This is a genomic window from Aeromonas mytilicola subsp. aquatica (assembly GCF_044336385.1).
Classification (GTDB): domain Bacteria; phylum Pseudomonadota; class Gammaproteobacteria; order Enterobacterales; family Aeromonadaceae; genus Aeromonas; species Aeromonas rivipollensis.
Genome location: NZ_CP172298.1, coordinates 2,955,792 through 2,981,435 on the forward strand (window position 1 = coordinate 2,955,792; position 25,644 = coordinate 2,981,435).

Below are 25,644 nucleotides of genomic sequence, written 5' to 3' on the forward strand. Positions count from 1 at the left end.
CCCCATCGGGGTCAGGCGAGGAAGCTCTGGGAGAAGCGGTATTGCAGGTGCCGGCGCTGCAGGCGGCGCAGGTGGATGCTGGCGAAGTGATCGCGAAAGCTCGTCCTCGGGTAGAAGAGGGCGGCGTAGAGCAGCAGGCCGCACAACAGCAGCAGTATGGCCTGCTGGGCCCAGCTCATGACCAGCTCGTAGACCACGCTGCCGGGTTGATGATCCCGGCTCAGGGAGTGCTCGAGGCGCAGCAGGTGGCTCTGGTGGGAGCCGACGAACTTGACGACACCGTCGTCGCTGTCGCTGGCGCCATGGTTCATCTGGGCGCCGTCGGCGGGATCCGCGGCCTCCCCCATCAGCTGGGCGGCATGCTGGGAAGCGGGTACCTTGAGCCCCTCCACCGAAACGGTAGAGAGCAACAGAGTGAGCGCGATGAGCAGGGTCATCGCCGCCAGTTTCACTTTGTCCAGCAGGCTCAAAAAGTTAATTCCCGAATAATAGAAAGGGCAAACTACCATAGCCCCCCCACAAGGACAAGGGCGGCAGGCCATGACGCCTGCCGCCCTTGCGGTGCTGAACGCGGCCGTCAGCGGCTGCGGGTCATGGCTTCGAAGTCCTCGGCATAGTCCTTGAGCAGGGTGTAGAGGTGGGCGCGTTGGGAGAGATCCATCGACTGGCTGAGGGCGCTCAGCCACTGTATGGTGCGCTGGCGTGACTGGTCTGTGTACCCGGTGAAGCGGCCATCCATCAGGCCGTCCCCCTGTTGCAGCAACCGGGTCAGCTCCTTGCCAAAGTCCGGGTCCTGGCGCTGCTTCATCAGTCGCTCCAGCTCCTTGGTCCAGGCCTCCTGGAACTCGAGCCAGGGGGGCATCATCTCGTATTGCCACTCGGCCCACTGGGCAATGAGCGGCTCCTGGGCCGGCTTCACCTTGCCAATCCAGAACACCAGCCGCTCGCTCATCTTCTCCCTGAACTCCTTGAGCATCTGCGCCTTGGGCTCGGTGGCGAAATCATGCTTGCGCTCCTGCTGGCGTTTCACTCTATCGGTCATGAAGCGCGCCACCTGGGCATCGGTCAGGGTACTGGCGAGACGCACGGTGCGGGGAATGGCGTTCTCCAGGGTGCGGGTCAGGCTGGCCTGGGTGCGGTCCAGGTGCAGGGTGACCTGGGCCGGGGTCATGGGGCTGGCCACTGCCCTCGCCAGGGCATCGAGATCCCGGGCATAGATGGGCAGCTCGTGTTGGCGATGCCAGGCCATCAGCCCCTTCACCTCCTTGTCCAGCAGGGTCTTCTGGCTGCGGTCCAGGGAGAAGTAGTCGTCCAGTTGCCAGACGATGGCCGAGTCGAGCCAGTAGTAGATCACCCGGGTCGCGCAGCCGGTCAGCAGCAGGCAGAGTAGCAGCAGGCTCCAGCTGCGGGGTTGACGCCATGAGAATCTGGTCACCATGCATGCCTCCAAGTCGTAGAAAATAAGCGTCGCGCTGGCCCTTGCCCGGACTCACTCCAGGCGCTGGCGGTTCGTGTCGATGAGGGCCTGATAGTCGGGCCCGGGTTGTTGCTCCGCCATCAGCAGCGCCCACAGCAGGCCGATGTAATCGACCCAGGGCAGGAAGGCATCGGTCTGGAATCCCTTGCCATTGAGCAGCTTATGAGCGCCTCCCCTGCCTTCAAGATAGCAGCTCTCCAACTGGCACCGCAGCTCTTCGCTCCAGCCATGGGTGCGCTGTATGCTGGCCAGCTCGAAGCCGGGATGACCGGCAGCGCCATACTCCCAGTCGATGACCCAGGGCCTGTGGCCCAACAAGTTAGCCGGATTGAGATCATGATGGCAAGGGAGCCAGCAGTCGTCCGGCTCGTGGCTCGCGAGCAGGGCCCGCTCCAGCGCCGGCAACCAGGGGGGCACCTGGGCCAGGCGTTCACGATAGCCGGCGCTGTGGGCCCGCACCGCCATCACCACGGCGGGCAGCGCCAGTCGGTGCAGTCGTCTCAGCACCTCGGCCAGCAAGGGAGGTTGGGTCGCCAGGGGCGGCGGGGAGACGGCCCAGTTCGGCTCGTCGCACCAGTCCAGCAGCATCAGGCCGGTGGCGGGATCGCCGTGATGACAGGGCAAGGCCAGCCCCTGCCCCACTGCCCCCTGATAGAGCTGCCACTCGGTGGCGCGGTCGATGCCGAGCCGCACCGGATCCGGGTGGCCGCGCCGCAGGAAGCCACTCTGCCCCGAGGGCAGACGCAGCCGGTAGTTGCCGTTGGTCAGGCCGCTCGCCAGTGGCTCAAGGCGCCCCTGGTGCCAGGGGGCCGGCAGGCTGGCCAGCAGGCTCAGCTCCGCCAGATCCCCCTTCTGCCGGGTCGCCTCACCAGCCAAAGGTGGAGGTCTTCGCCTGCTTGCGGATCTCTTTCTGATCGGCCCACAGCAGCTCGCCATTCTCCAGATCCATCAGGTTCATGGTCATCTGGTAGTAGACGTCCTTCACCTTGCCATTGTCCTTGACGATGCTGGCCAGGTTGCCATAGACCATGTAGCGGGCGCCGGTCTGCTTGCCCAGGCGCACCATGGAGGCGGGATCCACCATTCCGCTGCTCTGCTGGTACTCGAGCTGCTGCTTGACCGCGCTCACCTTGCTCATGTCGACGAAGCGGAACTTGCCGGCGCGCAGCAGCTTGGTGCGGATGGTGTCCGTGATGGCCTCGGTGTCGATGTGCTCCGAGGTCTTGTTGCGGATGGAGTCCATGAACATCACGGGACGGCCCCCTGCGGTGATCTCGCCTGTGACCGGTGAGGCCAGCATGGAGTCCGCCATCTTGTCGGCGATGGCCTGCAAGTCGGAGGAGCCGTAATCCACCGTCACCGTCTCTGTCTCGGTGGGATCGCCATAGCTGACTGTGGTGCTGGAGCAGCCGCCGAGCAGCAGGGCCGAGGTCAGGATCAGCAGGGCATGGTTCATTCTCATCAGTTCGATTCCTCAATCACTTCGCGTACGTAAATCCGGTAGCCCCGGGCTGCCGGACTCGGCGCCAGGGCGGACAGGGTGCGGGTCTGGTAGCCGTGCAGCTTGATGGGGGTCCAGCCGCGGCCATCGCTGGCCACCTCCTGCCCGGCCTCATCATACCAATAGAACAGGTATTGCAACTTGTTGTCGCCGCGCTGGGTGCTGGCGGCGGCCACGTTGACCTGCAGCAGGCCGTTTTGCTGACGGCGGCTGAGTTCGGTCAGGGTGACGTTGACGTTCTGGTGCTGCTCCGCCACCGCTGCCGCCCCGGCCGCGCCATAGAGCGCCACGCCGGACGTATTGGTGGCGCACCCCGCCAGCAGCAGTATCAGCCCGAGGGCCAAGCCATGTGCTTTCATCTTGTTCTCCTTGCCGGTGGCCGAGGGGCCGAACCGGTCAGTCTGTGATCCTTGCCCAAAGGGGCATTCATAGGGGCATCACCCGGCTGCTCAGGCCCGCGCCGAGGCGCTGCACCCAGACTAGGGTGGTGCGCCCGGCGTGCACTGTGAGGGGGAGTGTGCGCATGGCGCTGCCCGCCCCCAGCTGGAGTTGCACCTCCCCGGCCGGGACCATTCCCTGCCAGCTCGATGCCTCGGCGGGCAGGGTCAGCCAGCTGCGGGTATCGGCCCGCTCAGAGAGGGTATTGAAGATGCCCACCAGGATATTGCCCACATCGCCCCCCTCCTTGGCGGCGCTGCGGCGCAACTGCTCCTTGGCCACCAGCCGCAGCGCCTGACGGGTCAGCATGCCCGGCAGCCGCTCCTGCAGATCCTTGGCCGCCAGCGATTCGAGTCGCACCAGCGAGCTGGTCCGCCCGGCCTGCTTGCCCACCGACACCGTCAGCGGGCCTGTGTCGCTGGCCCTGTTGTCGTAATAGGGTACCGCCACGGTAAAGGTACGAAAATCGCCGCTGGAGGTGGAGATGGGCAGCGGCAGGAAGATCTCCCGCCGCGCCGGGATCAGGCCATCTTCAAACAGCACCACCAGCTGGCCCTGATCCTTGGCCAGCGGCGGCGCCTTGCGATCCACCTTCTTCTCGGTCTCCTTGAGCTCGTCCGCGGAGCCGCGAAGCCGGGCCAGGCGCAGCAAGGCATCCTGCAGGCTCTGGTTGTCCGGCGCTATCTGGTAGCCCCGCTGATAGTCCACCCAGGCGTCATTGAGATCCCCGGCCGCCTCATAGAGCACGCCGGAGAAATAGAAGGTGTAGGCGTTCTGGAAACCGTTTTTCACCTGGCCTATCAGGCGATCGAGCTCGGGTGCCCCGCGCGACATCAGCTGGCGCATCTCCCCTTCAGCTTCTGACTCTTCGCTCTCTTCCTTGGCCTTGCGCACCTCGTCGGCCCGCGCCTTGAGCGCCCGCTCCTGCACCTGATTGGCGCGGCGCACCTCCACCAGGGCCCCTTCGGCATCCCCCCGTTGCAGGTAGTTGAGCGCCAGATAGTGGTGCAGCATGGTGCGCTCGTAGTCCGGCGTCCGGTAGGCCATGGTCTGATCGTTGGTGAGCAGGCTGCCCGCCTGGGCCAGCCCCTGGCTCAGGCGGTACCGGGCCTGATTGTCTTCCCAGGCGAGCCGGCTGTCGGCGGCGGCAAAGCCCTGCTTGCTGATCGCATCCTGACCCGCCAGCCAGGCGATGCGGCCTTTCTCAAGCTGATCCAGCACATAGGTGTCGTCTCCCGGGGTCGATTCCCGCACCTTCGGCAGCGCCTCGGCGGCATGACCCAGCAGCAGCTGGTTGCGCAGGGGCACCATCTGATCGGAATAGGAGACGAAGAGATCTTGCCAGCGGGAGGCGCAGCCTCCCAGCAGCAGACCGGCCAACAGCAGGCCGGTCAATGAGGCGGGACGCATCACAGGCTGAGCAGGGGTCCCAGCGGCTGGCCACCCACCAGGTGCAGGTGGATGTGGTAGACCTCCTGCCCGCCGTGGCGGTTGCAGTTCATGATGAGGCGGTAGCCGTCCTCGGCTATCCCGGCATCTGCCGCCAGCTTGCGGGCCACGGTGAACATGCGGCCGAGCGCCAGCTCGTGATCCGCTTCCACGTCGTTGACCGTGGGGATCAGCACATTGGGCACTATCAGTATGTGGGTCTTGGCCTTGGGCTGGATGTCGCGGAAGGCGGTCACCAGATCGTCTTGATAAAGGATGTCGGCGGGGATCTCCTTGCGGATGATTTTGCTGAAAATGGTTTCTTGCGCCATGGGTAACTCCTTTATATGAAAAAGAAAATTCAATGCAAAACTCAAGCGACTCCCAAAAATGTCGCCACAGCCCGCCAAGTGTGACACAAGCCGACATTTGACACAGCCGTTGTCCCAATCACTTCAGTTATTGTGAAGAATACCGATAGTGAGGATGACGTCCCGAGTACCCCAGCGGCATTCCCCGTGGGGGCATGCAGGGTACCAAAGGGACGGGGTACTCAGGCAAGGGACTTTTGCATAGACAGCGGGACAATAATGAAACAAACAATGTCAGACCTCTCGATCTTACAGAGAGTCTATCTGGGCTTTGCCATCCTGGTCGCCGTCATGGTCGCCAGCGCGGTACTGACCTTTCGCGGCCAGAGCGAACTCAACGATGCCCTGGACCAGGTAACACAAGAGTCCATGCCGCTGGTGATCGCCAGCAGCCAGACGCAGATAAGCCTGCTCAGCGCCAACAAGTGGCTCACCGACGTGCTGACCGAGCAGGATCCCAAGCAACTGCCGGCGGAAGTGGCCGAGCTGCAGCAGGCCAAGGGTCAGGTCGACAAGATGCTGACGACCCTCAGGCAGCAGGTGGCGACGCACCCCGAATTGCAGGGGGAGATGACAGCCCTCGGCAAGCTGGTGGCTGACTACCTGCAGCTGACCCAGACCCTGCCCACCGAGCACGAAGCCCTGCTCACCCGGCTGCACAAGGTCAACCAGGCCAAGGGCCAGTTCCAGGTCAGCCTGCCCCAGTTCAAGAAGAACCTCGGCGACATGATGGTCACCGTCGACGACAGCTTCATCAAGATGCTCTCCGAGACCCTGACCACCAAGCTCTCCGCCATCGAGCTCTCCACCATGGATGCCCTCAACCAGAGCATCCCCGCCCCCATCGAAGCGGCGCTCAAGCGCAACAAGATGCAGATCGAGGGCTTCAACAGCACCATCAAGGATCTCCAGGGGGAGCTCAAGGAGTTCGACAACAACATGGGCCACTACGTCCATGGCTTCGTGCGCGACACCACCGCCAATGAAGGGGTGCTCTCCCAGTACCTGGCGCTGATGAAGCAGCAGCAGACCATGCGCGAGCAGAGCAAGCAGGCGAGCCAGCTTATCGTCAGCATCCAGAACAAGCTGGAGGGGATCACCACCCAGAGCCAGCAGCTGATGAACGCCAGCATCAAGGCCTCCGATCGGGTGCAGACCCAGAGCACCCTGACCCAGGGGATCAGCATCGCCATCGCCATCTTCGTCGCCATACTGGTGGCCTTCACCCTCGGCAAGGCCATACGCCGCCCCCTGAAAGAGTTGCTGCGGGTACTGACCGAGGTGACCCAGGGTGACATGACCCAGCGGGTCGGCTTCAAGAGCCAGAACGAGTTCGGCCAGCTCGGCAGCCAGATCAACCTGCTGATCCAGCAGATGGGAGACGTGCTCAGGCAGCTCTCCCAGGCCTCGACCCAGCTCAACAGCGCCGCCCACGACAACCGCCACACCACCGAATCGGTGCGCGCGGATCTGGAGAAGCAGCGTCAGGAGACCGCCTCGGTCGCCGCCGCCATGACCCAGATGGAAGCCTCGGTGCGGGAGGTGGCCCAGGCCGCCAACCAGACCCTGGAGCGGGTGCAGGACGTGGAGAAGGCCTCCGAGATGGGCCGCAAGGTGATGGCAGGCAACATCACCACCACCCATCAGCTGGCGGGCAAGCTGCAGCAGACCGGTGCGGTCATCGCCGATGTGAGCGCCATGAGCGGCCAGATTGGCAATATCCTCGACGTCATCCGCGGCATCGCCGAGCAGACCAACCTGCTGGCCCTCAACGCCGCCATCGAGGCGGCCCGGGCCGGCGAGCAGGGCCGCGGCTTTGCGGTGGTGGCGGACGAGGTGCGCAACCTGGCCGGTCGCACCGCCCAGTCCACCAGCGAGATCCAGACCATGATAGAGAACCTGCAGCAGGGGGTCGCCCGGGCAGTCAACGTGATGCAGGAGTGCTCCCGCGAGATGGACAGCTGCGTGGATCAGAGCTCCCAGGCCAACAACGCCATGGAGGAGGTGCAGGGCATAGTGGTGCTCATCAGCGACATGTCGAGCCAGATAGCCTCCGCCGCCGAGCAGCAGCAGGCCACCAGCGCCGACATCGCCACCAACCTCAACCGCATCTCGGACATCTCGGATCTCAACTATCAGGGCATAGAGCGGGTCGCCGAGACCAGCCAGCAGCTCGACAGCCTGGCCGAGCAGCAGGAGGGGCTGGTGCAGCGCTTCCGGCTCAGCGCCTGATGAGGCCGTCTGTTCTTCCATTGCCCTGAAACGACGAGGCCCCGCAGATGCGGGGCCTCGTTTTTATTGCGGCTTGCAGAGAAATCAGGCGTAGGCGATGGCGCCCTTGCCGACCCCTTCATAGGCGACAATCTTGACGAACTTGTCCCCCACCTGCTTCTTCACTTCACGGGCGATATGGTGGGCCAGCAGTTCTATGGTGGTGTCGGTGTCTATCATCTCCACCTCGGCGGCCGGCATGGCGAGCTGGAACAGCCCCTGGGGCGCCAGGTACTTGAAGCCCAGGTGATGCTCTCCCAGCTCGGCCTTGGCCAGCTCGCTCAATTCCAGCTCGGAGAGGGCCACCTTGTCCTCCAGGGTGCCGAGATAGATGTCGGCCCAGCGCTCGGCCCAGTTCAGCTCCAGCTCCTCGTTGCGCGCTCCGTCCACCTCTATCTCGACCGGAGAGCGATGGCCGTGGGCGATGCGCTGGCAGTTGCCGTCATGCTTCTTCAGACCATGGCTGTAGTGGTAGAAGGCGCCCTCGATCTGCTCCTGACGCAGGGTCAGGGAGAGATCCTTGATGTTGCCAGGCAAGCGCTTGGCCAGCACCGCCAGCAGATAGCGGGTCACCGACTCCTTGTCCACCTGGGGGGCGGGAATGAAGGCAAACGCCTGGGTCGGGCAGCGCAGGTGGATGGAGCGACCCGGGCGCAGCAGATCCACTGTGCACTCGTCGTCGTCAAGGGGGTGGATGTGGACCAGGGCGCTCTCGGTCGGCACCAGCAGCTTGTGATCCACCTCTTCATCGATGATCGACTTGACGAGCTTCTTCACCCGACCAAAGTCCAGCAGCATGCTCATCTCGTTGAGCTCGCCGCTCATCTCGATGTCCACCAGCCAACTCTCCCCCACCATGCCGCGACGCTCGCACAGATAGCTGGAATCGATCACAGTCAAATCTCTAACAAATAACTTCATCACTCAGGCCTTGCTACAGAGAAAGTGCAGTTTGCGATATTATGACCCCGGATTATCGGCAAAGGAACTGGAACCCCCCATGAACAAATTGCTTATCAAGAATGCCACCCTGGTCAACGAAGGCCGCATCTATGCTTCCGACGTCTTGATCGAGGGTGAGCGGATCGCCCGCATCGCCCCGGACATCAGCGCCCCCGATGCCGTGGTGATCGATGCCGCAGGCCGTCACCTCATCCCCGGGATGATCGATGATCAGGTCCATTTCCGGGAACCTGGCCTGACCCACAAGGGGACCATCGCCAGTGAATCCCGGGCCGCCGTTGCCGGTGGCACCACCAGTTTCATGGAAATGCCCAACGTCAATCCCCAGACCACCACCATCGACGCCCTCGAAGCCAAATACCAGATAGCCGCCAACTCCGCCGCCGCCAACTACAGCTTCTACCTGGGTGCCACCAACGACAACCTGGAAGAGATCAAGAAGCTGGATCCCAAGCAGTCCTGCGGCATCAAGATCTTCATGGGGGCCTCCACCGGCAACATGCTGGTGGACAACCAGGAGACACTGGCGGCCATCTTCCGCGAGAGCCCGGTGATGATAGTCACCCACTGCGAGGACACCCCCTCCATCAAGGTGCTGGAAGACGAGGCCCGTGCCAAGTGGGGCGAGGATGTGCCCATGCGCGAGCACGGCCGCATCCGCAGCGCCGACGCCTGCTACAAATCCTCCAGCATGGCGGTGGGGCTGGCGAAGCAGTACGGTGCCAAGCTGCACGTGCTGCACCTGACCACGGCCAAGGAGCTGTCGCTCTTCACCGCCACCCCGGATCTGAAGGATCTCAAGGACAAAAACATCACCGCCGAGGTGTGCGTTCATCATCTGTTCTTCAACGAGGCGGACTACGACACCCTGGGCAGCCAGATCAAGTGCAACCCGGCGGTGAAGAGCGCCGCCGACCAGCACGCCCTGCTGGATGCGGTGCGCAACGACGTGCTCGACATCATCGCCACCGACCACGCCCCCCACACCTGGGAAGAGAAGCAGAACAGCTACTTCAAGGCGCCGTCCGGCGTGCCCCTGGTGCAGCACTCCCTGCAGGCGCTGCTGGAGCTCTACCACAACGGCGTCTTCTCGCTGGAGACTATCGTCAAGAAGACCTCCCACGCGGTGGCCGAGCGCTTCCAGGTGCAGGATCGCGGCTACATCCGCGAGGGCTACTTCGCCGATCTGGTGCTGCTGGATCTCGGCAAGCCCTATGTGGTCAACGACAGCAACCTGCTCTACCTGTGCGGCTGGTCGCCCTTCAACGGCTACCGCTTCCAGAGCACCATAGAGATGACTCTGGTCAACGGCCAGATCGCCTGGCAGAACGGTCAGGTTACCGATCAGGTATTGGGCAAGCGGCTCACCTTCAACCGCTGATCTCTGCTTGAAAGCGTTACGCCAAACGGCCGCCCACCAGGGCGGCCGTTTTTCATGCAAGACGGCGGCAAGGTGCTGACAAAATGCGCGACTGGTCGCACTTTGATCCGAAGTTGCTCGCAAAGCAGGCAAACGATCTCGGCGCGGGATTTCCCCTGTTGACAGGGTCGGGGCATCTCCATAAACTCCCTCCCCGTCAGCCGAGCTGACTCCGTCGGTGTGTAGCGCAGCCAGGTAGCGCATCTGCATGGGGTGTAGAGGGTCGGAGGTTCGAATCCTCTCACACCGACCAAATTCCCCGAGAAAGGCCTTGTCAAACGACAAGGCCTTTTCTTTTTGTCTCTCCAAGGCAACGCCCTGGCAGGCGATTGTCTCATGAGCGGCGTTGTGCTGTAGTGACCTCCTCTCAGCCAAGGGCCAGTACCATGTCACCAAGCTCCCCCCTCTTGTTCGTCCTCGCCCTGTGCGGCTCGCTGCTGCTCGGCGGCTGCGCCACCGCCTATGACAGCGAAAAGTCCTTCTGGAACGGCCAGACAGGCTTCTCCCAGACCCAGCTCGGGGAGACCCGCTGGCAGCTGGAGTTTGTGGGCAACGATCTGGTGGACAGGGAGACGGCCCGCAAGTACGTGCTCAAGCGAGCGGGGGAGATGGCGCTGGCGCAGGGGTATGCCTGGGTGCAGGTGCAGTCGCTGACCCTGTCGCGGGATGCGGTCAGGGTGACCCCGACCCGCCCCCAGTTCGGCTTCGATGAGTACGAACCCGACACCTTCATGGACGAGATGCAGGTAGAGCACCGCACCTCGGCACTGCTGATCTTCTCCCTCGGGAGAGCCCCATTGGACGACCAGAGCCTGGAAGCCATTTATCTGGCAAAGATGAAAACAAACAGTGATTAATATAATTAATTTACAAGATCCACATCACATACAACTAATTGCAACATAAAGTTCTGATATAAGTCGCTGGATTTCCCCTCCATGATTAGGCATGCTGCCAGCATACCGGCTGTCAGGATTCCATGGCCCGGATCACAAAAACGGACTTAGGTGGCACCAAACCCACCTGCACAGGCACTGCACATATCGAGACTGTCCCCCCATGAAAATGAACAAATTGACCGTTGCCATCCTCATTGCGATGTTGCTTGGCATTTTTACCGGGCAAGGCTATCGCCTGTTTGCCCCGGCCCAGGCCGCCACCTTTGCCAGTGACATCACCATACTGACCGACATCTTCCTGCGCCTCATCAAGATGATCATCGCCCCCCTGGTGTTCACTACCCTGGTGGTCGGCATCGCCAAGATGGGCGACACCCGCACAGTGGGGCGTATCGGCGCCAAGACCCTGGGCTGGTTCATGCTGGCCTCCCTGATGTCATTGACCCTGGGGTTGGTGATGGTGCACCTGATGCAGCCAGGGGTCGGCCTCTCCCTCTCCCTGCCCGATGACGGCGCGAGCTCAGGGGTGGCCGCCACCGCCATCTCCCTCAAGGACTTCGTGACCCACGCCATTCCGAAGAGCGTGATCGAGGCCATGGCCACCAACGAGATCTTGCAGATCGTGGTGTTCTCCCTCTTCTTCGGGCTGGCCGCCGCCGCCCTGGGGGATGCCGCCAAACCCGTGGTCAAGCTGATGGCAAGCAGCGCCGAGATCATGCTGAAGGTGACCGGCTACGTGATGAACTTCGCCCCCTTCGCGGTGTTCGGTGCCATCGCCGCCATGGTCGCCAAGGAAGGGCTCGGCATCCTCGCCACCTATGGCACCTTCATGGCCCAGTTCTACCTGGCCCTGGCCTGCCTCTGGCTGCTGCTCATCGCCATGGGCAGCCTCTTCATCCGTCGCCGCATCCTGACCCTGCTGGCCATGATCCGCGAGCCCATACTGCTCGCCTTCTCCACCGCCAGCTCCGAGGCCGCCTATCCCAAGACCCTGGACAGGCTGGAGAAGTTCGGCTGTGACAAGCGCATCGCCAGCTTCGTGCTGCCCATGGGCTACTCCTTCAACCTGGACGGCTCCATGATGTACTGCACCTTCGCGGTGATGTTCATCGCCCAGGCCTATGGCATAGAGCTCAGCATGGCCCAGCAGATCACCATGCTGCTGCTGCTGATGGTCACCTCCAAGGGGATGGCCGGGGTACCGCGCGCCTCCCTGGTGGTGATCGCCGCCACCCTGAACCAGTTCCAGATCCCGGAGGCCGGCATATTGCTGCTGCTCGGCATAGACCACTTCCTCGACATGGGTCGCTCCGCCACCAACGTGCTGGGCAACGCCATCGCCGCCAGCGTGGTGGCCAAGACCGAAGACAGCCTGGGAGAGACCCAGCCCGAGGGCGAACTCGCCAAGGCTTGAGTCAAGGACACCCAGCAAAAGGCCCGCAACTGCGGGCCTTTTTTTCGTTTGGCGGTCAGCACCAGCGCCTCACCCGCCGGCAGTACTGCACATAGCTGATGCCGAAGCGGGCACGCAGGGCACGCTCTTCCGGCAAGATCTGAAAGCGGGTGAGCCAGCCCAGCAACAACAGCGGCCCGAGCCAGACCCAGGGTCCCCCGAGATAGCAGGCCAGCGCAAGCAACCAGCAGAGCAGCCCCAGGTACATGGGGTTGCGGCTGATGCGATAGACCCCCCGGGTCACCAGCACCCGGCTCTGCTGCAAGCGGACTGGATGGACGCTGGTACGCTCCCGGCGAAAGTGCAGCAGCGCCCCGCCCCCCAGCACGGCCCCTACCAGCAGCAACGCCGTGGCCAGCACCAGCAAAACCCCGCTCCCCCTCTCCTCCCCCCGTCCCAGCCACATGGCAAGGGCGAGCAGGACAAAGAGCAACAAGGGCGGAATACGCAGCTCGAAACGCATATTTTCTTCCTGCAACAAGTGCCACAAATGACGCCATTGCGATACACTCGCAGCGTCGGTATCTGGGTAAAAAGTGAAACATATCATTAGCATAGCAACATGCTGACCCAGCCATGCCGCGGCCCGCATCTGACAGGGGCCCATCCTCAACGAAACAATAAAAAAGGAACCATCCCATGCACAAGAAAACCCTGCTCGCGACCCTGGTCTTCGGGTTGCTCGCCGGCCAGGCCGTCGCCGCCCCCTATCTGCCCCTGGCCAGCGACACCCGCAACGGTCAGGAGCAGACCGCCGCCAACGCCTGGCTGGAGGTGGATTTGACCGCCTTCGAGCACAACATCCAGACCCTCAAGGATCGTCTCGGCGACAAGGGCCCGCAGATCTGCGCCATCATGAAGGCCGACGCCTACGGCCACGGCATCGATCTGCTGGTCCCCTCCGTGGTCAAGGCGGGCATTCCCTGCATCGGCATCGCCAGCAATGAAGAGGCCCGCGTGGCCCGCGAGAAGGGCTTCGAGGGCCGCCTGATGCGGGTTCGTGCCGCCACCCCGGCCGAAGTGGAACAGGCCCTGCCCTACAAGCTGGAAGAGCTGGTAGGCAGCCTGGAGAGCGCCAAGGGGATCGCCGACATCGCCCAGCGCCACCATACCACCATTCCGGTGCACATAGGTCTGAACTCCGCCGGCATGAGCCGCAACGGCATCGATCTTCGCCAGGCAAACGCCAAGGAAGATGCCCTGGCCATGGTCAAGCTCAAGGGGATCACCCCGGTCGGCATCATGACCCACTTCCCGGTGGAGGAGAAAGAGGACGTCAAGCTGGGGCTGGCCCAGTTCAAGCTGGACTACCAGTGGCTGATCGATGCGGGCAAGCTGGATCGCAGCAAGCTCACCATACACGCCGCCAACTCCTTCGCCACCCTGGAAGTGCCGGAAGCCTACTTTGACATGGTGCGCCCGGGCGGCATCATCTACGGTGACACCATCCCCTCCTACACCGAATACAAGAAGGTGATGGCGTTCAAGACCCAGGTCGCCTCGGTGAACCACTACCCGGCGGGCAATACCGTCGGCTATGACCGCACCTTCACCCTCAAGCGCGACTCCCTGCTCGCCAACCTGCCGCTCGGCTACTCCGACGGCTACCGCCGTGCGCTGAGCAACAAGGCCTATGTGCTGATCCAGGGCCAGAAGGCGCCCGTGGTGGGCAAGACCTCCATGAACACCATCATGGTGGACGTGACCGATCTCAAAGGGGTGAAACCCGGTGATGAAGTGGTGCTGTTCGGCCGTCAGGGTGAGGCCGAGGTGAAGCAGGCGGATCTGGAGGAGTACAACGGCGCCCTGCTGGCGGACATGTACACCATCTGGGGCTACACCAACCCCAAGAAGATCAAGCGCTAAGCACAGATCTGAAATGAAAAAGGGCTCCCGAGGGAGCCCTTCTTGTGGTTACTTACACCGTCTTCTGGTCGGTCACTTTCTTGCGGGTCACCCAGAGGCTGAGCCCCATGGAGGCCAACAAGATCAGCGCGACCACGCCCAGTGCGATGCCGGTCGGTATCTTGAAGATGTCGAGCAGCAGCATCTTGACCCCGATGAACATCAGGATCAGCGCCAGACCGTATTTCAGCAGGGCGAAGCGTTCGGCGACGCCGGCCAGCAGGAAGTACATGGCGCGCAGGCCCATGATGGCGAAGATGTTGGAGGTCAACACTATGAAGGGATCCGTGGTCACCGCGAAGATGGCCGGGATGCTGTCCACCGCGAAGATGAGATCGCTCACCTCCACCAGCACCAGAATGAGCAGCAGCGGGGTGGCATAGCGCACACCGTCACGCCAGACGAAGAAGTTCTCCCCCTCCAGGGTCTCGGTCACCTTGAAGCGGCGACGCATCCAGCCCAGCAGCGGGTTGTTGGCCAAGTCCGGCTCCTTGTCGGCGGCCCACAGCATCTTGACCCCGGTCAGCAGCAGGAAGGCACCAAACAGATAGAGGATCCAGTGGAACTGCTCGATGAGCCAGCTGCCCGCGAACACCATGCCGGCGCGCATGACGATGGCACCCAGTACCCCGTAGAGCAGCACCCGGCGCTGCAGCTCGGCCGGAATGGCGAAGTAGCCAAACAGCATCAGCCAGACGAAGACGTTGTCCACCGCCAGCGCCTTCTCGATGAGGTAGCCGGTGAGGAACTCCAGCCCCTTCTCGTTGGCGATCTCACGCCCGGCGCTGTGATCCAGCCAGAGCCAGATGGCCAGGTTGAACAGCAGGGCCACGCTGACCCAGACCAGGGACCAGATCCCCGCCTCTTTGAGGGACACCTTGTGCGCCTTGCCGCCGCCGACAAAGCGGATGTCAATCCACAACAGGACCAGCACTATGCTGAAGAAACCGGTCCACATCCACCATTCACCCATTTTTCACTTCTCCCAAAACGACAAAACCCACGACCGAGAGGCGTGGGTTTGCGTTTGGAGCAGATACACCTTGCCTCTCGGCAAGGTCTCACTTACAGCCAATGTTCATCGACTGCCCGGCTGCCGGGTGCACTGCAGGATATGGGTGCACCGTAATGACGACAAACCGGCGAGAAGTTACTCCCCTTGTGCGGCGGATAGTAACAGCCTCCAAAGGTGGCGCCAAGGGGCATCTTCACCGCGGATGGAAATAAAACGGGGCACCACCTGGGTGCCCCGCATGCTCGTTCACACCCTCGCCCTCAGAGCGGATCCACCTTGAGGCAGGAGACGGCGTGATCGAAGTTCCCCTCCAGCATGGGGCGGGTCTTGGCGCACTCAGGCCCCGCCACCGGGCAGCGGGTACGGAACACGCAGCCGGACGGCGGATTCATCGGCGACGGCAGGTCCCCCTCCAGGATCTGGATGACCTTGCTGCGCTCCAGATCCGGATCCGGAATGGGCACCGCCGACATCAGCGCCTTGGTGTAGGGATGCAGGGGATTGGCAAAGATCTCCTGACGGGTCCCGAGCTCCACCGCGTTGCCCAGATACATCACCAGCACCCGATCCGAGATGTGTTTGACCACGGACAAGTCGTGGGCGATGAAGATGAGGGAGAGCCCCATCTCCTTTTGCAGGGACTTGAGCAGGTTGACCACCTGGGCCTGGATGGAGACATCCAGCGCCGAGACAGGCTCGTCGCAGATGATCATCTTGGGCTCCAGGATCAGCGCCCGGGCGATGCCGATACGCTGGCACTGGCCGCCGGAGAACTCGTGGGGGTAGCGGTTCACCAGGTTGGGCAAAAGCCCCACCTTGGTCATCATGGCCCGCACCTTCTCCTTCACCTGATCCCTTGAGAGATTGGGATAGAAGGTGACCAGGGGCTCGGCGATGATATCGCCTATGGTCATACGCGGATTCAAGGAGGCCAGGGGGTCCTGGAAGATCATCTGGATCTCCTTGCGCTTCTCCCGCAGCGCCCCCTGCTCGAGCTTGGTCAGATCCTGGCCCAGCCACACCACCTTGCCATCGGTGGCCGGCACCAGGCCTATCAGGGCCCGGGCAAAGGTGGACTTGCCACAGCCGGACTCCCCTACTACGCCCAGGGTCTCCCCCTCGTAGAGGCGCAGGGTGACGCCATCCACCGCCTTCAGGGCGGAGGGCTTGGCCCAGGGCCAGGCCTTGTCACTCTTGATGCTGAAGTGAACCTTGAGGTCGGACACTTCCAGCAGCAGTTTCTTGTCAGTACCCATCAGTTCACCCCCTTGATCATGGCATCCGAAACCCAATGGCAGGCCCTTGTCCGTCCGTCGCCGAAGGGGGTCAGGACTGGTGATTGCTGGCCGCAAATCTCGTGCGCCCGGTGGCAACGCTCCTGGAAGGGGCAGCCGGTGGGCAGACGCAGCAGGTTGGGCGGATTGCCGGGTATGGTGGGCAGCACTTCCCCCTCGGTATCGAGACGGGGAATGGCGCGCAGCAAGCCTTCGGTATAGGGGTGGCTCGGGCGATAGAAGATGTCGTTGACCCGGCCGTACTCCATGGTGCGACCGGCATACATCACCAGCACCTTGTCACAGATGCCCGCCACCACGCCAAGATCGTGGGTGATCATGACGATGGCGGTGTTGAACTCCCGCTTGAGCTCGTTCATCAGGGTCATGATCTGGGCCTGCACAGTCACGTCCAGCGCCGTGGTCGGCTCGTCGGCGATGAGCAGTTGCGGCCGGCACAAGAGCGCCATGGCGATCATCACCCGCTGGCGCATGCCACCGGAGAACTCGTGGGGGTACATGTTCATCCGCTTGCGCGACTCGGGGATCTTCACCGCGTCCAGCATGCGCACCGACTCCTCGAACGCCGCAGCCTTGCTCACCCCCTTGTGCAGCATCAGCACTTCCATCAGCTGATCCTTCACCTTCATATAAGGGTTCAGGGAGGTCATGGGGTCCTGGAAGATCATGGCGATCTTCTCGGAGCGGATCTTGTTGAGCTTGTGCTCCGGCAGATTCAGGATCTCGTCCCCCTGAAACTTGGCAGAACCGGTAATGATGCCGTTCTTGGCGAGCAGCCCCATGATGGCAAAGGCAGTCTGAGACTTGCCTGAGCCTGACTCACCGACGATCCCCAGGGTCTCGCCGGCAGAGAGGGAGAAGTTGAGGTCGTTGACCGCCACCACATTGCCATCCGGGGTCTTGAACTCGACCCGCAGATCTTTCACATCCAGTAACTTCATATCAAAACTCCTTATCGATCTCTCGTGATGCTTTCCTGCCCATCCGGCTGACGCCGCGCGTCCAGCGGATGGGTCTTATGGCGCCGTTGGCGTCTTATCGATCCGTTGGCGTCTTACCGATCCTTTGGATCGAGGGCATCACGCAGACCATCCCCGAGGAAGTTGAAGCAGAACAGGGTCACCACCATGAAACCGGCGGGGAACAGGAGTTGCCAGATGGCCACCTCCATCGACTTGGAGCCTTCATCCAGCAGGGCACCCCAGCTGGTCATGGGCTCTTGTACACCCAGCCCCAGGAAGCTCAGGAAGGATTCGAACATGATCATGCCCGGCACCAGCAGGGTGGCGTAGACCGCCACTATGCCCAGCACGTTGGGGACTATATGACGGGTGATGATCTTCCACTTGGAGACGCCACAGACGTGGGCCGCCTCGATGAACTCCTTGCTCTTGAGGCTCAGGGTCTGGCCTCGCACTATCCGCGCCATGTCGAGCCAGCTCACCGCGCCTATGGCGAGGAAGATGAGGGCCAGGTTGCGACCGAAGAAGGTCACCAGCATGATGACGAAGAACATGAAGGGGAAGGCGTTGAGGATCTCCAGTACCCGCATCATCAGGCTGTCGACGCGACCGCCGATGAAGCCGGAGGCGGCGCCATACAGGGTGCCTATGATGACGGCCACCACGGCCCCCATGATGCCGACCATGAGCGAGATGCGGCCGCCGAGCAGGGTCCGCACGAAGAGATCGCGCCCCAGGCTGTCGGTACCGAACCAGTGACCCGTCTCCATGTCAGGGGCGGCCTGCATGGCGCCCCAGTCAGGATCGTCGAAGGTGTATTGGGACAGGTGCGGCCCGACGATCACCGCCAGACCTATGATGGTCAGGATGATGAGGCTGGTCAGGGCCGCCTTGTTGCGCAGGAAACGGCGACGGGCATCCTTCCACAGGGAGCGTCCTTCCACCACTTCCACTTGCTGGGCGAACGCCTCGACGGCTTCGCGCTTTTCAGTTGTGACTACCATGATGTACTCCCGGCTTAGTAACGGATCTTGGGATCGATGACGGCATAGAGAATATCGACCACGGCGTTAAAGGTGATGGTCAGCGCCCCGACCAATATGGTCAGGCCGAGTACCATGGAGTAATCACGGTTGAGGGCACCGTTGACGAACAGCTGACCAATCCCCGGCAGACCGAAGATGGTCTCGATCACCACTGAGCCGGTGATGATGCCGACAAAGGCCGGGCCCAGGTAGGAGACCACAGGCAGCATGGCCGGACGCAGCGCGTGCTTGAGGATAATATGGCGCAGCGGCAGCCCCTTGGCACGGGCGGTACGGATGAAGTTGGAGTTCATGGTCTCAATCATGCTGCCACGCATGATGCGGGAGATGGCGGAGATGTAGTACATCATCATGCCGAACACCGGCAGAACCATGAACTGCACCCCGCCCCCCTGCCAGCCTCCCGCCGGGAACCAGCCCAGATAGATACTGAAGAAAAGCACCAGCAAGGGCGCCAGCACAAAGCCGGGTATCACCACCCCGGCCATGGCCGACGACATCAGCAGATAGTCGATGAAGGTGTTCTGTTTCAAGGCCGCAATGGTGCCGAAGGTGACTCCCAGCAAGACGGCAAGGACGAAAGCCGCGCTCCCTATCTTGGCGGAAACAGGCAGTGCCTGGCTCACCAGATCATTGACGGTGAAGTCCTTGTACTTGAAAGAGGGCCCCAGATCTCCCTGGACCAGGTTGCCCAGATAGGTGAGGTATTGCACGCCTATGGGCTTGTCCAGGCCGTACTTGGCCTCGATGTTGGCAAGCACTTCCGGCGGCAGGGCGCGTTCGCTGGTAAAGGGGTTACCCGGTGCGAAACGCATCATGAAGAAGGAGACTGTGATCAAGACCAGCAGAGTCGGGATCGCTTCCAGTAGACGTTTAAGGATGAATTTCAACATAGACATTTCCTGTCCTGTACTGCTTCCAAAGGGTCGCGGTTTTAATACTAAGGCCCGCCGTCTGGCGGGCCTGCTTGTTATGCGACTTGTTGCTTTACTCAGTGAGCAATGATGTACATGTCTTTGCTGTAGAGGTTGTCCAGCGGGTTGGCCGGGTAGCCGCCCACATAGGGCTTGACCATGCGCGAGGTCACGTACTGATAGATGGGGGCTATCGGCATGTCTTTGGCCAGGATATCTTCGGCCTGGACATAGAGCTTGTTGCGCGCATCCGCATCCACCTGGTTGCGCGACTCGCTCATCAGCTTGTCAAAGGCGGTATTGGAGTACTTGCCGTCATTGTTGCCGTGGGTGGTCTGCATCAGATCCAGCATGGAGGAGGCTTCGTTGTAGTCCGCAATCCAGCCGGCGCGACCCACGTCGAAGTTACCCTGCTTTTTGGTTTCCAGGTAGGTCTTCCACTCCTGGTTAACCAGGCTCACCTGCACCCCCAGCTTCTTCCACATGGAGGCAACGGCCACGGCCACCTTCTTGTGGTTGTCGTCTGTGTTGTAGAGCAGCTCGAACTTGAGCGGCTTGCCCGGGCCGTAACCGGCTTCGGTCAGCAGCTCTTTCGCCTTGGCATCACGCTCGGCCTGGGTCAGCTTGGACCAGGCCGGGGCCACCGGCTTGAAACCGTCCACGAAGTCAGGAACCAGGGTGTAACCCGGGGTCTCGCCCTTGCCCATCACCTTGTCGGCGATCACGTTGCGATCGATGGCGTAGGAGAGCGCGGTACGCACCCGCACGTCGTCAAACGGCTTGTGCTTGAAGTTGTACTGGTAGTAGTAGGTGCCCACATAGCCGCTCACCTGCACCTCGTTCGGGTGCTCCTTCTTCATCTGCTTGAAGCGCTCGATGGGCATGTTGTAGGTGAGATCGACTTCACCGGCCAAGTAGCGGTTCAGCTCGGCGTTGGTGGACTGGATGGGCAGGTAGGTGACCTTCTCGATCACTGTCTTGGCGTTGTTCCAGTAATTGGGGTTGCGCTCGACGTCGACGCGCTCGTTGACCACCCAATCCTTCAGCACATAGGCACCGTTGGAAACCATGTTGCCGGGCTGGGTCCACTTGTCACCAAACTTCTCGACCACTTTCTTCGGCACCGGGTAGGTGGTGGTGTGGGAGAGCATGCTGACGAAGTAAGGCACCGCCTTCTCCAGCTGGACTTCGAAGGTGTAGTCGTCGCTGGCTTTCACACCCAGGGTGTCGGCCGGTTTCTTGCCACCGATGATGTCGGTCGCATTCGTGATGGTCGGGATCTCCATGTACCAGGAGTAAGGAGAAGCCGTCTTGGGATCCACCGCGCGCTGGAAGGCGAAGACGAAATCATGGGCGGTCACCGGCTCGCCATTGGACCACTTGGCATCCTTGCGCAGGTGGAACACGTAGTGTTTGTTGTCCTTGGTTTCCCAGGACTCGGCGACGCCGGGCAGGGTCTCACCCTTGGGGCCGGAGCTGACGAGACCCTCGAACAGGTCACGCAATACATTGGATTCGGGGGTACCTTCCACTTTCTGGGGATCCAGGGTGGCGGGTTCGGAGCCATTGCCTTTCACCAGGGTCTGCTCGGGGGCGAGCTTGGTGCCGGCGGGGACGTCGGCGGCGTGGGCCAGGGTGGCGCCACCAAAGAGTGCGGTCAATAAAAGGGTATTAATAATTGTTTTTCTATGAGTCATTTCCATACTCCAACAAGAACATTCCATGCATTTGTCCATTCACGAGATAAAAATCCCGCTGCCCGCATAATTCCCTGACAATTCTGATAATGCAATAGATATCATCAGGTAGGGACGGCTTTGGCGGTCAAAAAAACAGCTTTAAACCATTTATTCAGCATTTAAATATCGCGCAATGGGTGTTTTTCATACAAAGCCGCTCGATTCTAGGAAATGACTAACAAAAAAGAAACAATAAAAAGCCGGTCACGAGGACCGGCTCCGACAAAACAGACCTGAATCACATCAATCCGGGAAAGACTCCCTTGATCCCTGCCACCATGATCTCGATGCCAAGAGACATCATGATGAGACCCATGATACGGGTCACCACGTTGATGCCAGTATTGCCCATCAGCTTGAACAGCAGAGGGGCGGCACGGAAGATGAGCCAGGAGCAGTAGGCAAAGGCCATCACCACCACGAACATGCCCATCAGCTCGGTCAGGGTCTTCTGGCTGGCATAGACGATGGAGGATGAGATGGCCCCGGGGCCAGCCATCAGGGGCAGTGCCAGCGGCACCACGGCGATGGATTCGCGCGCGGCCAGTTCACCCTTCTCCTGCTTGTTGTGCTTCACCTCCCCCAGCTTGCCCTGCAACATGGACCAGGCGATCAGGGTGATGAGCGAGCCGCCGGCAATGCGGAACGACGCCAGCGAGATGCCGAAACCGTCGAGGATCAGCTGCCCCATGGTCATGGAGACCATGAGGATGATCATCACGGCAATGTGGGCCGTGGTGTTGGTCTTCCTGCGCTCATCCGGTTGCATGTGGCCCGTCAGGCTCACAAAGACCGGCAACAGACCCAGCGGGTTGATGATCGCAAACAGGCCGACGAAAAATTTCAGGTATAAAGAGAAGTCAATTGCTGCCATAAGCGCCATCCAGAACCAATTCGGGCCACCGAGGGCCATCCCCGTCAAACTGCGCGTAAATTTACACCATGATATTTCCCTTCTCCAATCAAATAATCTCACCCTTTCCGGGGCTTTTCAGTTAGTTCCTCTAATGAATCGACAAAAATCAACATATCGAGTTGTTAACCGTTATGGAGGCCATTTAACACGCCAGCAAAGTATGGTGGTGTTTTATGTCGAAACGCCCAGCCATCACCCTATTTCCCTTCAATAAAGCGCCATTTTCATGGATTGATCTGGAGGCCCCAAGGGGATAACCCCTATTCACCCCCACGGCTCGCCCCAGGCTGGCACCCTATCTTCATCCTGATGTGCCCGGGACAACCATGGCGCAAGCAGTCCGCCCACAAAGGCGTCGTTATGAGATTTGCCGAACAGCCATCCAAAGTCCGACGAAAAGGCCCGACGCTGGATGAAAACAACCACCATTTTTTCCAACAGAAATGAAACGCCTGCCTCTCTTTGGGGCGAGAGGCTGTCAAGGGCCGCCACCGGGCAGGACCTCAGCGCCCTCATTGCCAGCGGCGAAACTGCGGGAGGATAAGAGGCAAGGGTTTGACACCAGGCGCAAAAATGGCTGTTCACCTCGTGTTCATCCCCCCGGCGCTCTACTCTACAAATGCGTAACATCTGGCAGGTCGGGATGGTGAAACAAAATTTCTTTTGTTCTTTTGTTACATATGATCCAGATCAATCTTTTCTGACACATCCCGGCTCTATAATCGAGCCAGAAAACAATTTAGTAAGGCATGTAAATACCCCGTTATGGTGATTCCCTCCTTGACAAGGTGGCTATAATTGCCGGGCATTGCCAAGGTCTTACTAAACAGTTTTCAAATCATCAGGAGATAAACATGGCAGTAACCAATTTGGCTGAACTGGATGCACTGGTTGCCCGCGTCAAAGAAGCGCAGCGTGAATTCGCCAGCTTCTCGCAAGAGCAGGTAGACAAGATCTTCCGCGCCGCCGCACTGGCCGCCAGCAACGCCCGTATCCCCCTGGCCCAGATGGCAGTGGCTGAGTCCGGCATGGGTATCATCGAAGACAAGGTCATCAAAAACCACTTCGCCTCCGAATACATCTATAACGCTTACAAAGACGAGAAGACCTGCGGCATCCTGAGCCAGGACGACGAGATGGGCACCATCACCATCGCCGAGCCGGTAGGCATCATCTGCGGTATAGTGCCGACCACCAACCCGACTTCCACTGCTATCTTCAAGGCCCTCATCTCCCTGAAGACCCGCAACGCCATCATCTTCTCCCCGCACCCCCGCGCCAAGAACTCCACCAATACCGCTGCCAAGCTGGTACTGGATGCAGCCATCGCCGCCGGTGCCCCGAAGAACATCATCGGCTGGATTGACCAACCGTCCGTCGAGCTCTCCAACGCGCTGATGAAGCACGATGACATCAACCTGATCCTGGCCACCGGTGGCCCGGGCATGGTGAAAGCCGCCTACTCCTCAGGCAAACCCGCCATCGGCGTGGGTGCCGGCAACGTGCCCATCGTCATCGACGAAACCGCCGATGTGAAGCGCGCTGTCGCCTCCATCCTGATGTCCAAGACCTTCGACAACGGCGTGGTCTGTGCGTCCGAGCAGGCGGTCATCGTGGTCGACTCCATCTACAACCAGGTCAAGGAGCGTTTCGCGACTCACGCCGGCTACATCCTCTCCAAGGACGAAGCCGACAAGGTGCGCAAAGTGCTGCTGATCAACGGCGCCCTGAACGCCGACATCGTGGGCCAGCCTGCGACCAAGATCGCCGCCATGGCCGGTGTGACAGTGCCTGCCACCACCAAGATCCTCATCGGTGAAGGTCTGGAGCTCTGTGCAGAAGACGAGTTCGCTCACGAGAAGCTCTCCCCGACTCTGGGTATGTTCCGCGCCAAGAACTTCGAAGAAGCCGTCGAAATGGCCTGCGACATGGTCAACATCGGTGGTATCGGCCACACCTCCGGTCTGTACACCGACCAGGATCGCAACGCCGACCGCATCAAGTACTTCGGCGACAAGATGAAGACTGCCCGTATCCTGATCAACACCCCCTCCACCCAGGGCGGTATCGGTGACCTGTACAACTTCGCACTTGCCCCGTCCCTGACCCTGGGTTGCGGCTCCTGGAGTGGTAACTCCATCTCCGAGAACGTCGGTCCCAAGCACCTGATCAACAAGAAGACAGTCGCAAAACGGGCAGAAAATATGCTGTGGCACAAACTTCCGAAATCCATCTACTTCCGTCGTGGTTCCCTGCCGATCGCCCTGGGCGACCTGGAAGGCAAAAAGCGCGCCATGGTGGTCACCGACCGTTTCTTGTTCAACAACGGCTATGCCGATGAAGTGGTTCGTCTGCTCAAGAAGCTGAACATGGAAGTGGAAATCTTCTACGAAGTGGAAGCCGACCCCACCCTGTCCGTGGTTCGCAAGGGCGCCGAGATGGCGAACTCCTTCAAGCCGGACGTGATCGTCGCCCTGGGCGGTGGTTCACCCATGGATGCCGCCAAGATCATGTGGGTCATGTACGAGCACCCGGACACAGCGTTCGAAGATCTGGCCATGCGCTTCATGGACATCCGCAAGCGTATCTACAAGTTCCCGAAAATGGGCGTGAAGGCCGAACTGGTCTGCATCACCACCACTTCCGGTACCGGTTCTGAAGTGACCCCGTTTGCGGTCGTGACCGACGACGCCACCGGCATGAAGTACCCGCTGGCCGACTACGAGCTGACCCCGAACATGGCCATCGTCGATGCCAACCTGGTCATGGGCATGCCCAAGTCCCTGTGTGCCTTCGGTGGTATCGATGCCGTGACCCACGCCATGGAAGCCTATGTGTCCGTGCTGGCCAACGAATACTCCGACGGTCAGGCGCTGCAAGCCCTGAAACTGCTCAAAGAGTATCTGCCCTCCAGCTACCAGAACGGTGCCAACGACCCGGTTGCCCGTGAGAAGGTGCACAACGCCGCTACCATCGCCGGTATCGCGTTCGCCAACGCCTTCCTGGGTGTGTGCCACTCCATGGCTCACAAGCTGGGTGCCGAGTTCCACATCCCGCACGGCCTGGCCAACGCCCTGCTGATCAGCAACGTCATCCGCTACAACGCGAACGACAACCCGACCAAGCAGACCGCGTTCTCCCAGTACGACCGTCCGCAGGCTCGTCGTCGTTACGCCGAAGTCGCTGACCACCTGGGTCTGACTGCTGCCGGTGACCGCACCGCGGCCAAGATCGAGAAGCTGCTGACCTGGCTGGATGAGCTGAAAGCGACTCTGGGCATCCCGGCCTCCATCCGTGAAGCCGGTGTGAACGAGACCGACTTCCTGGCCAAGGTTGACCAGCTGGCCCTGGAAGCCTTCGATGACCAGTGCACCGGCGCCAACCCGCGCTACCCGCTGATCACCGAGCTCAAAGCCATACTGATGGACACCTACTACGGCCGTCCCTTCACCGAGGAAGCTCAGGTAGCGACCAAGGTTGAGGCCAAAGTCGACGCCAAGGTAGACAGCAAGAAAAAATCCAAAGCCTGATAACCGGCCAGGATGACAAGAGCCCGCGCACATGCGCGGGCTTTTTTGTTTGTCTATCTGTTTAATTTTGCTAGCTTGTTGATAGGCAAATTCGACAGAAG

The 25,644-nt window shown here is 61.0% G+C and carries 22 protein-coding genes and 1 tRNA gene; 7 read left to right on the forward strand and 16 right to left on the reverse strand.

Going from position 1 to position 25,644, the window contains the following annotated elements; translation table 11 throughout:
- Nucleotides 1–11: 11 nt before the first annotated feature.
- The 7 genes from ACFWHB_RS13465 to hinT all read right to left on the reverse strand — a co-directional run bounded on the left by ACFWHB_RS13465 (nucleotide 12) and on the right by hinT (nucleotide 5,176).
- Entirely contained in the window at nucleotides 12–509 is a 498-nt protein-coding gene (locus ACFWHB_RS13465) for a hypothetical protein (RefSeq protein WP_368169395.1), read from the reverse strand.
- A 68-nt stretch (nucleotides 510–577) separates the two neighbouring features.
- Nucleotides 578–1,438, reverse strand: a complete 861-nt coding sequence (locus ACFWHB_RS13470; protein WP_106887116.1) for a DUF6279 family lipoprotein — start codon at nucleotides 1,436–1,438, stop codon at nucleotides 578–580.
- 51 nt (nucleotides 1,439–1,489) lie between these two features.
- Nucleotides 1,490–2,353, reverse strand: coding sequence for a phosphotransferase (locus ACFWHB_RS13475; RefSeq protein ID WP_205599402.1), 864 nt, complete (start codon nucleotides 2,351–2,353; stop codon nucleotides 1,490–1,492).
- Nucleotides 2,343–2,939: a penicillin-binding protein activator LpoB gene (lpoB, locus tag ACFWHB_RS13480; RefSeq protein ID WP_139744338.1), complete on the reverse strand. Its 597-nt coding sequence runs from the start codon at nucleotides 2,937–2,939 to the stop codon at nucleotides 2,343–2,345. Before lpoB ends, ACFWHB_RS13475 begins: the two co-directional genes overlap by 11 nt.
- On the reverse strand, nucleotides 2,939–3,337 hold the full coding sequence (locus tag ACFWHB_RS13485) for a YcfL family protein (protein WP_395948642.1): 399 nt from the start codon (nucleotides 3,335–3,337) through the stop codon (nucleotides 2,939–2,941). Before ACFWHB_RS13485 ends, lpoB begins: the two co-directional genes overlap by 1 nt.
- 67 nt (nucleotides 3,338–3,404) lie before the next feature.
- Complete coding sequence (locus tag ACFWHB_RS13490) at nucleotides 3,405–4,826, reverse strand: COG3014 family protein (RefSeq protein ID WP_395948643.1); 1,422 nt, start codon at nucleotides 4,824–4,826, stop codon at nucleotides 3,405–3,407.
- Nucleotides 4,826–5,176, reverse strand: a complete 351-nt coding sequence (gene hinT, locus ACFWHB_RS13495) for a purine nucleoside phosphoramidase (RefSeq protein WP_025326574.1) — start codon at nucleotides 5,174–5,176, stop codon at nucleotides 4,826–4,828. Before hinT ends, ACFWHB_RS13490 begins: the two co-directional genes overlap by 1 nt.
- 258 nt (nucleotides 5,177–5,434) lie before the next feature.
- Here hinT and ACFWHB_RS13500 point away from each other — a divergent pair, with 258 nt between their 5' ends.
- Nucleotides 5,435–7,447: a methyl-accepting chemotaxis protein gene (locus ACFWHB_RS13500; protein ID WP_395948644.1), complete on the forward strand. Its 2,013-nt coding sequence runs from the start codon at nucleotides 5,435–5,437 to the stop codon at nucleotides 7,445–7,447.
- 84 nt (nucleotides 7,448–7,531) lie between these two features.
- Here the strand turns inward: ACFWHB_RS13500 and ACFWHB_RS13505 are convergent, their stop codons facing one another.
- The gene (locus ACFWHB_RS13505) at nucleotides 7,532–8,407 is read right to left on the reverse strand and encodes a 6-pyruvoyl trahydropterin synthase family protein (protein ID WP_395948645.1); all 876 of its coding nucleotides are present in this window, start codon (nucleotides 8,405–8,407) and stop codon (nucleotides 7,532–7,534) included.
- Nucleotides 8,408–8,486: 79 nt separating this feature from the next.
- On the opposite strand from ACFWHB_RS13505, the gene ACFWHB_RS13510 reads away from it, so the two are divergent.
- The 4 genes from ACFWHB_RS13510 (at nucleotide 8,487) to ACFWHB_RS13525 (ending at nucleotide 12,182) form a co-directional block, all read left to right on the forward strand.
- Nucleotides 8,487–9,830 carry a dihydroorotase gene (locus tag ACFWHB_RS13510; RefSeq protein WP_106887180.1) on the forward strand — a complete coding sequence of 448 codons (1,344 nt, stop codon included), beginning with the start codon at nucleotides 8,487–8,489 and terminating at the stop codon, nucleotides 9,828–9,830.
- 215 nt (nucleotides 9,831–10,045) lie between these two features.
- A tRNA-Pro gene (locus ACFWHB_RS13515) sits at nucleotides 10,046–10,122 on the forward strand.
- A gap of 133 nt (nucleotides 10,123–10,255) precedes the next feature.
- Nucleotides 10,256–10,726 (forward strand): CC0125/CC1285 family lipoprotein, encoded by a 471-nt coding sequence (locus ACFWHB_RS13520; protein ID WP_395948646.1) that lies wholly within the window; start codon nucleotides 10,256–10,258, stop codon nucleotides 10,724–10,726.
- A 202-nt stretch (nucleotides 10,727–10,928) separates the two neighbouring features.
- Nucleotides 10,929–12,182: a dicarboxylate/amino acid:cation symporter gene (locus ACFWHB_RS13525; RefSeq protein WP_162520068.1), complete on the forward strand. Its 1,254-nt coding sequence runs from the start codon at nucleotides 10,929–10,931 to the stop codon at nucleotides 12,180–12,182.
- A gap of 55 nt (nucleotides 12,183–12,237) precedes the next feature.
- Here ACFWHB_RS13525 and ACFWHB_RS13530 read toward each other — a convergent pair whose 3' ends face one another.
- Nucleotides 12,238–12,684 (reverse strand): methyltransferase family protein, encoded by a 447-nt coding sequence (locus ACFWHB_RS13530; RefSeq protein WP_163149251.1) that lies wholly within the window; start codon nucleotides 12,682–12,684, stop codon nucleotides 12,238–12,240.
- Between the two features lie 176 nt (nucleotides 12,685–12,860).
- Between ACFWHB_RS13530 and alr the strand changes: the two genes are divergently transcribed.
- Entirely contained in the window at nucleotides 12,861–14,087 is a 1,227-nt protein-coding gene (gene alr / locus ACFWHB_RS13535) for an alanine racemase (protein ID WP_395948647.1), read from the forward strand.
- Nucleotides 14,088–14,139: 52 nt separating this feature from the next.
- Here the strand turns inward: alr and ACFWHB_RS13540 are convergent, their stop codons facing one another.
- From ACFWHB_RS13540 to ACFWHB_RS13570, 7 genes are all read right to left on the reverse strand, one after another.
- A complete protein-coding gene (locus ACFWHB_RS13540; protein WP_106887185.1) occupies nucleotides 14,140–15,099 on the reverse strand; it encodes a TerC family protein in 960 nt (319 codons plus the stop codon).
- Between the two features lie 302 nt (nucleotides 15,100–15,401).
- Complete coding sequence (oppF, locus tag ACFWHB_RS13545) at nucleotides 15,402–16,397, reverse strand: murein tripeptide/oligopeptide ABC transporter ATP binding protein OppF (RefSeq protein ID WP_106887186.1); 996 nt, start codon at nucleotides 16,395–16,397, stop codon at nucleotides 15,402–15,404.
- Entirely contained in the window at nucleotides 16,397–17,377 is a 981-nt protein-coding gene (locus tag ACFWHB_RS13550) for an ABC transporter ATP-binding protein (RefSeq protein WP_043129280.1), read from the reverse strand. The genes oppF and ACFWHB_RS13550 overlap by 1 nt, the downstream gene beginning before the upstream one ends.
- 113 nt (nucleotides 17,378–17,490) lie before the next feature.
- Nucleotides 17,491–18,402: an oligopeptide ABC transporter permease OppC gene (gene oppC, locus ACFWHB_RS13555; RefSeq protein WP_111912458.1), complete on the reverse strand. Its 912-nt coding sequence runs from the start codon at nucleotides 18,400–18,402 to the stop codon at nucleotides 17,491–17,493.
- 14 nt (nucleotides 18,403–18,416) lie between these two features.
- The gene (oppB, locus tag ACFWHB_RS13560) at nucleotides 18,417–19,337 is read right to left on the reverse strand and encodes an oligopeptide ABC transporter permease OppB (protein WP_111912456.1); all 921 of its coding nucleotides are present in this window, start codon (nucleotides 19,335–19,337) and stop codon (nucleotides 18,417–18,419) included.
- A gap of 98 nt (nucleotides 19,338–19,435) precedes the next feature.
- Nucleotides 19,436–21,055, reverse strand: a complete 1,620-nt coding sequence (locus tag ACFWHB_RS13565) for an ABC transporter substrate-binding protein (protein WP_395948648.1) — start codon at nucleotides 21,053–21,055, stop codon at nucleotides 19,436–19,438.
- Nucleotides 21,056–21,335: 280 nt separating this feature from the next.
- Nucleotides 21,336–21,971, reverse strand: coding sequence for a YchE family NAAT transporter (locus ACFWHB_RS13570; protein ID WP_162520114.1), 636 nt, complete (start codon nucleotides 21,969–21,971; stop codon nucleotides 21,336–21,338).
- A gap of 896 nt (nucleotides 21,972–22,867) precedes the next feature.
- Here ACFWHB_RS13570 and adhE point away from each other — a divergent pair.
- Entirely contained in the window at nucleotides 22,868–25,543 is a 2,676-nt protein-coding gene (gene adhE, locus ACFWHB_RS13575) for a bifunctional acetaldehyde-CoA/alcohol dehydrogenase (RefSeq protein WP_163153832.1), read from the forward strand.
- The last annotated feature ends 101 nt before the right edge of the window (nucleotides 25,544–25,644 follow it).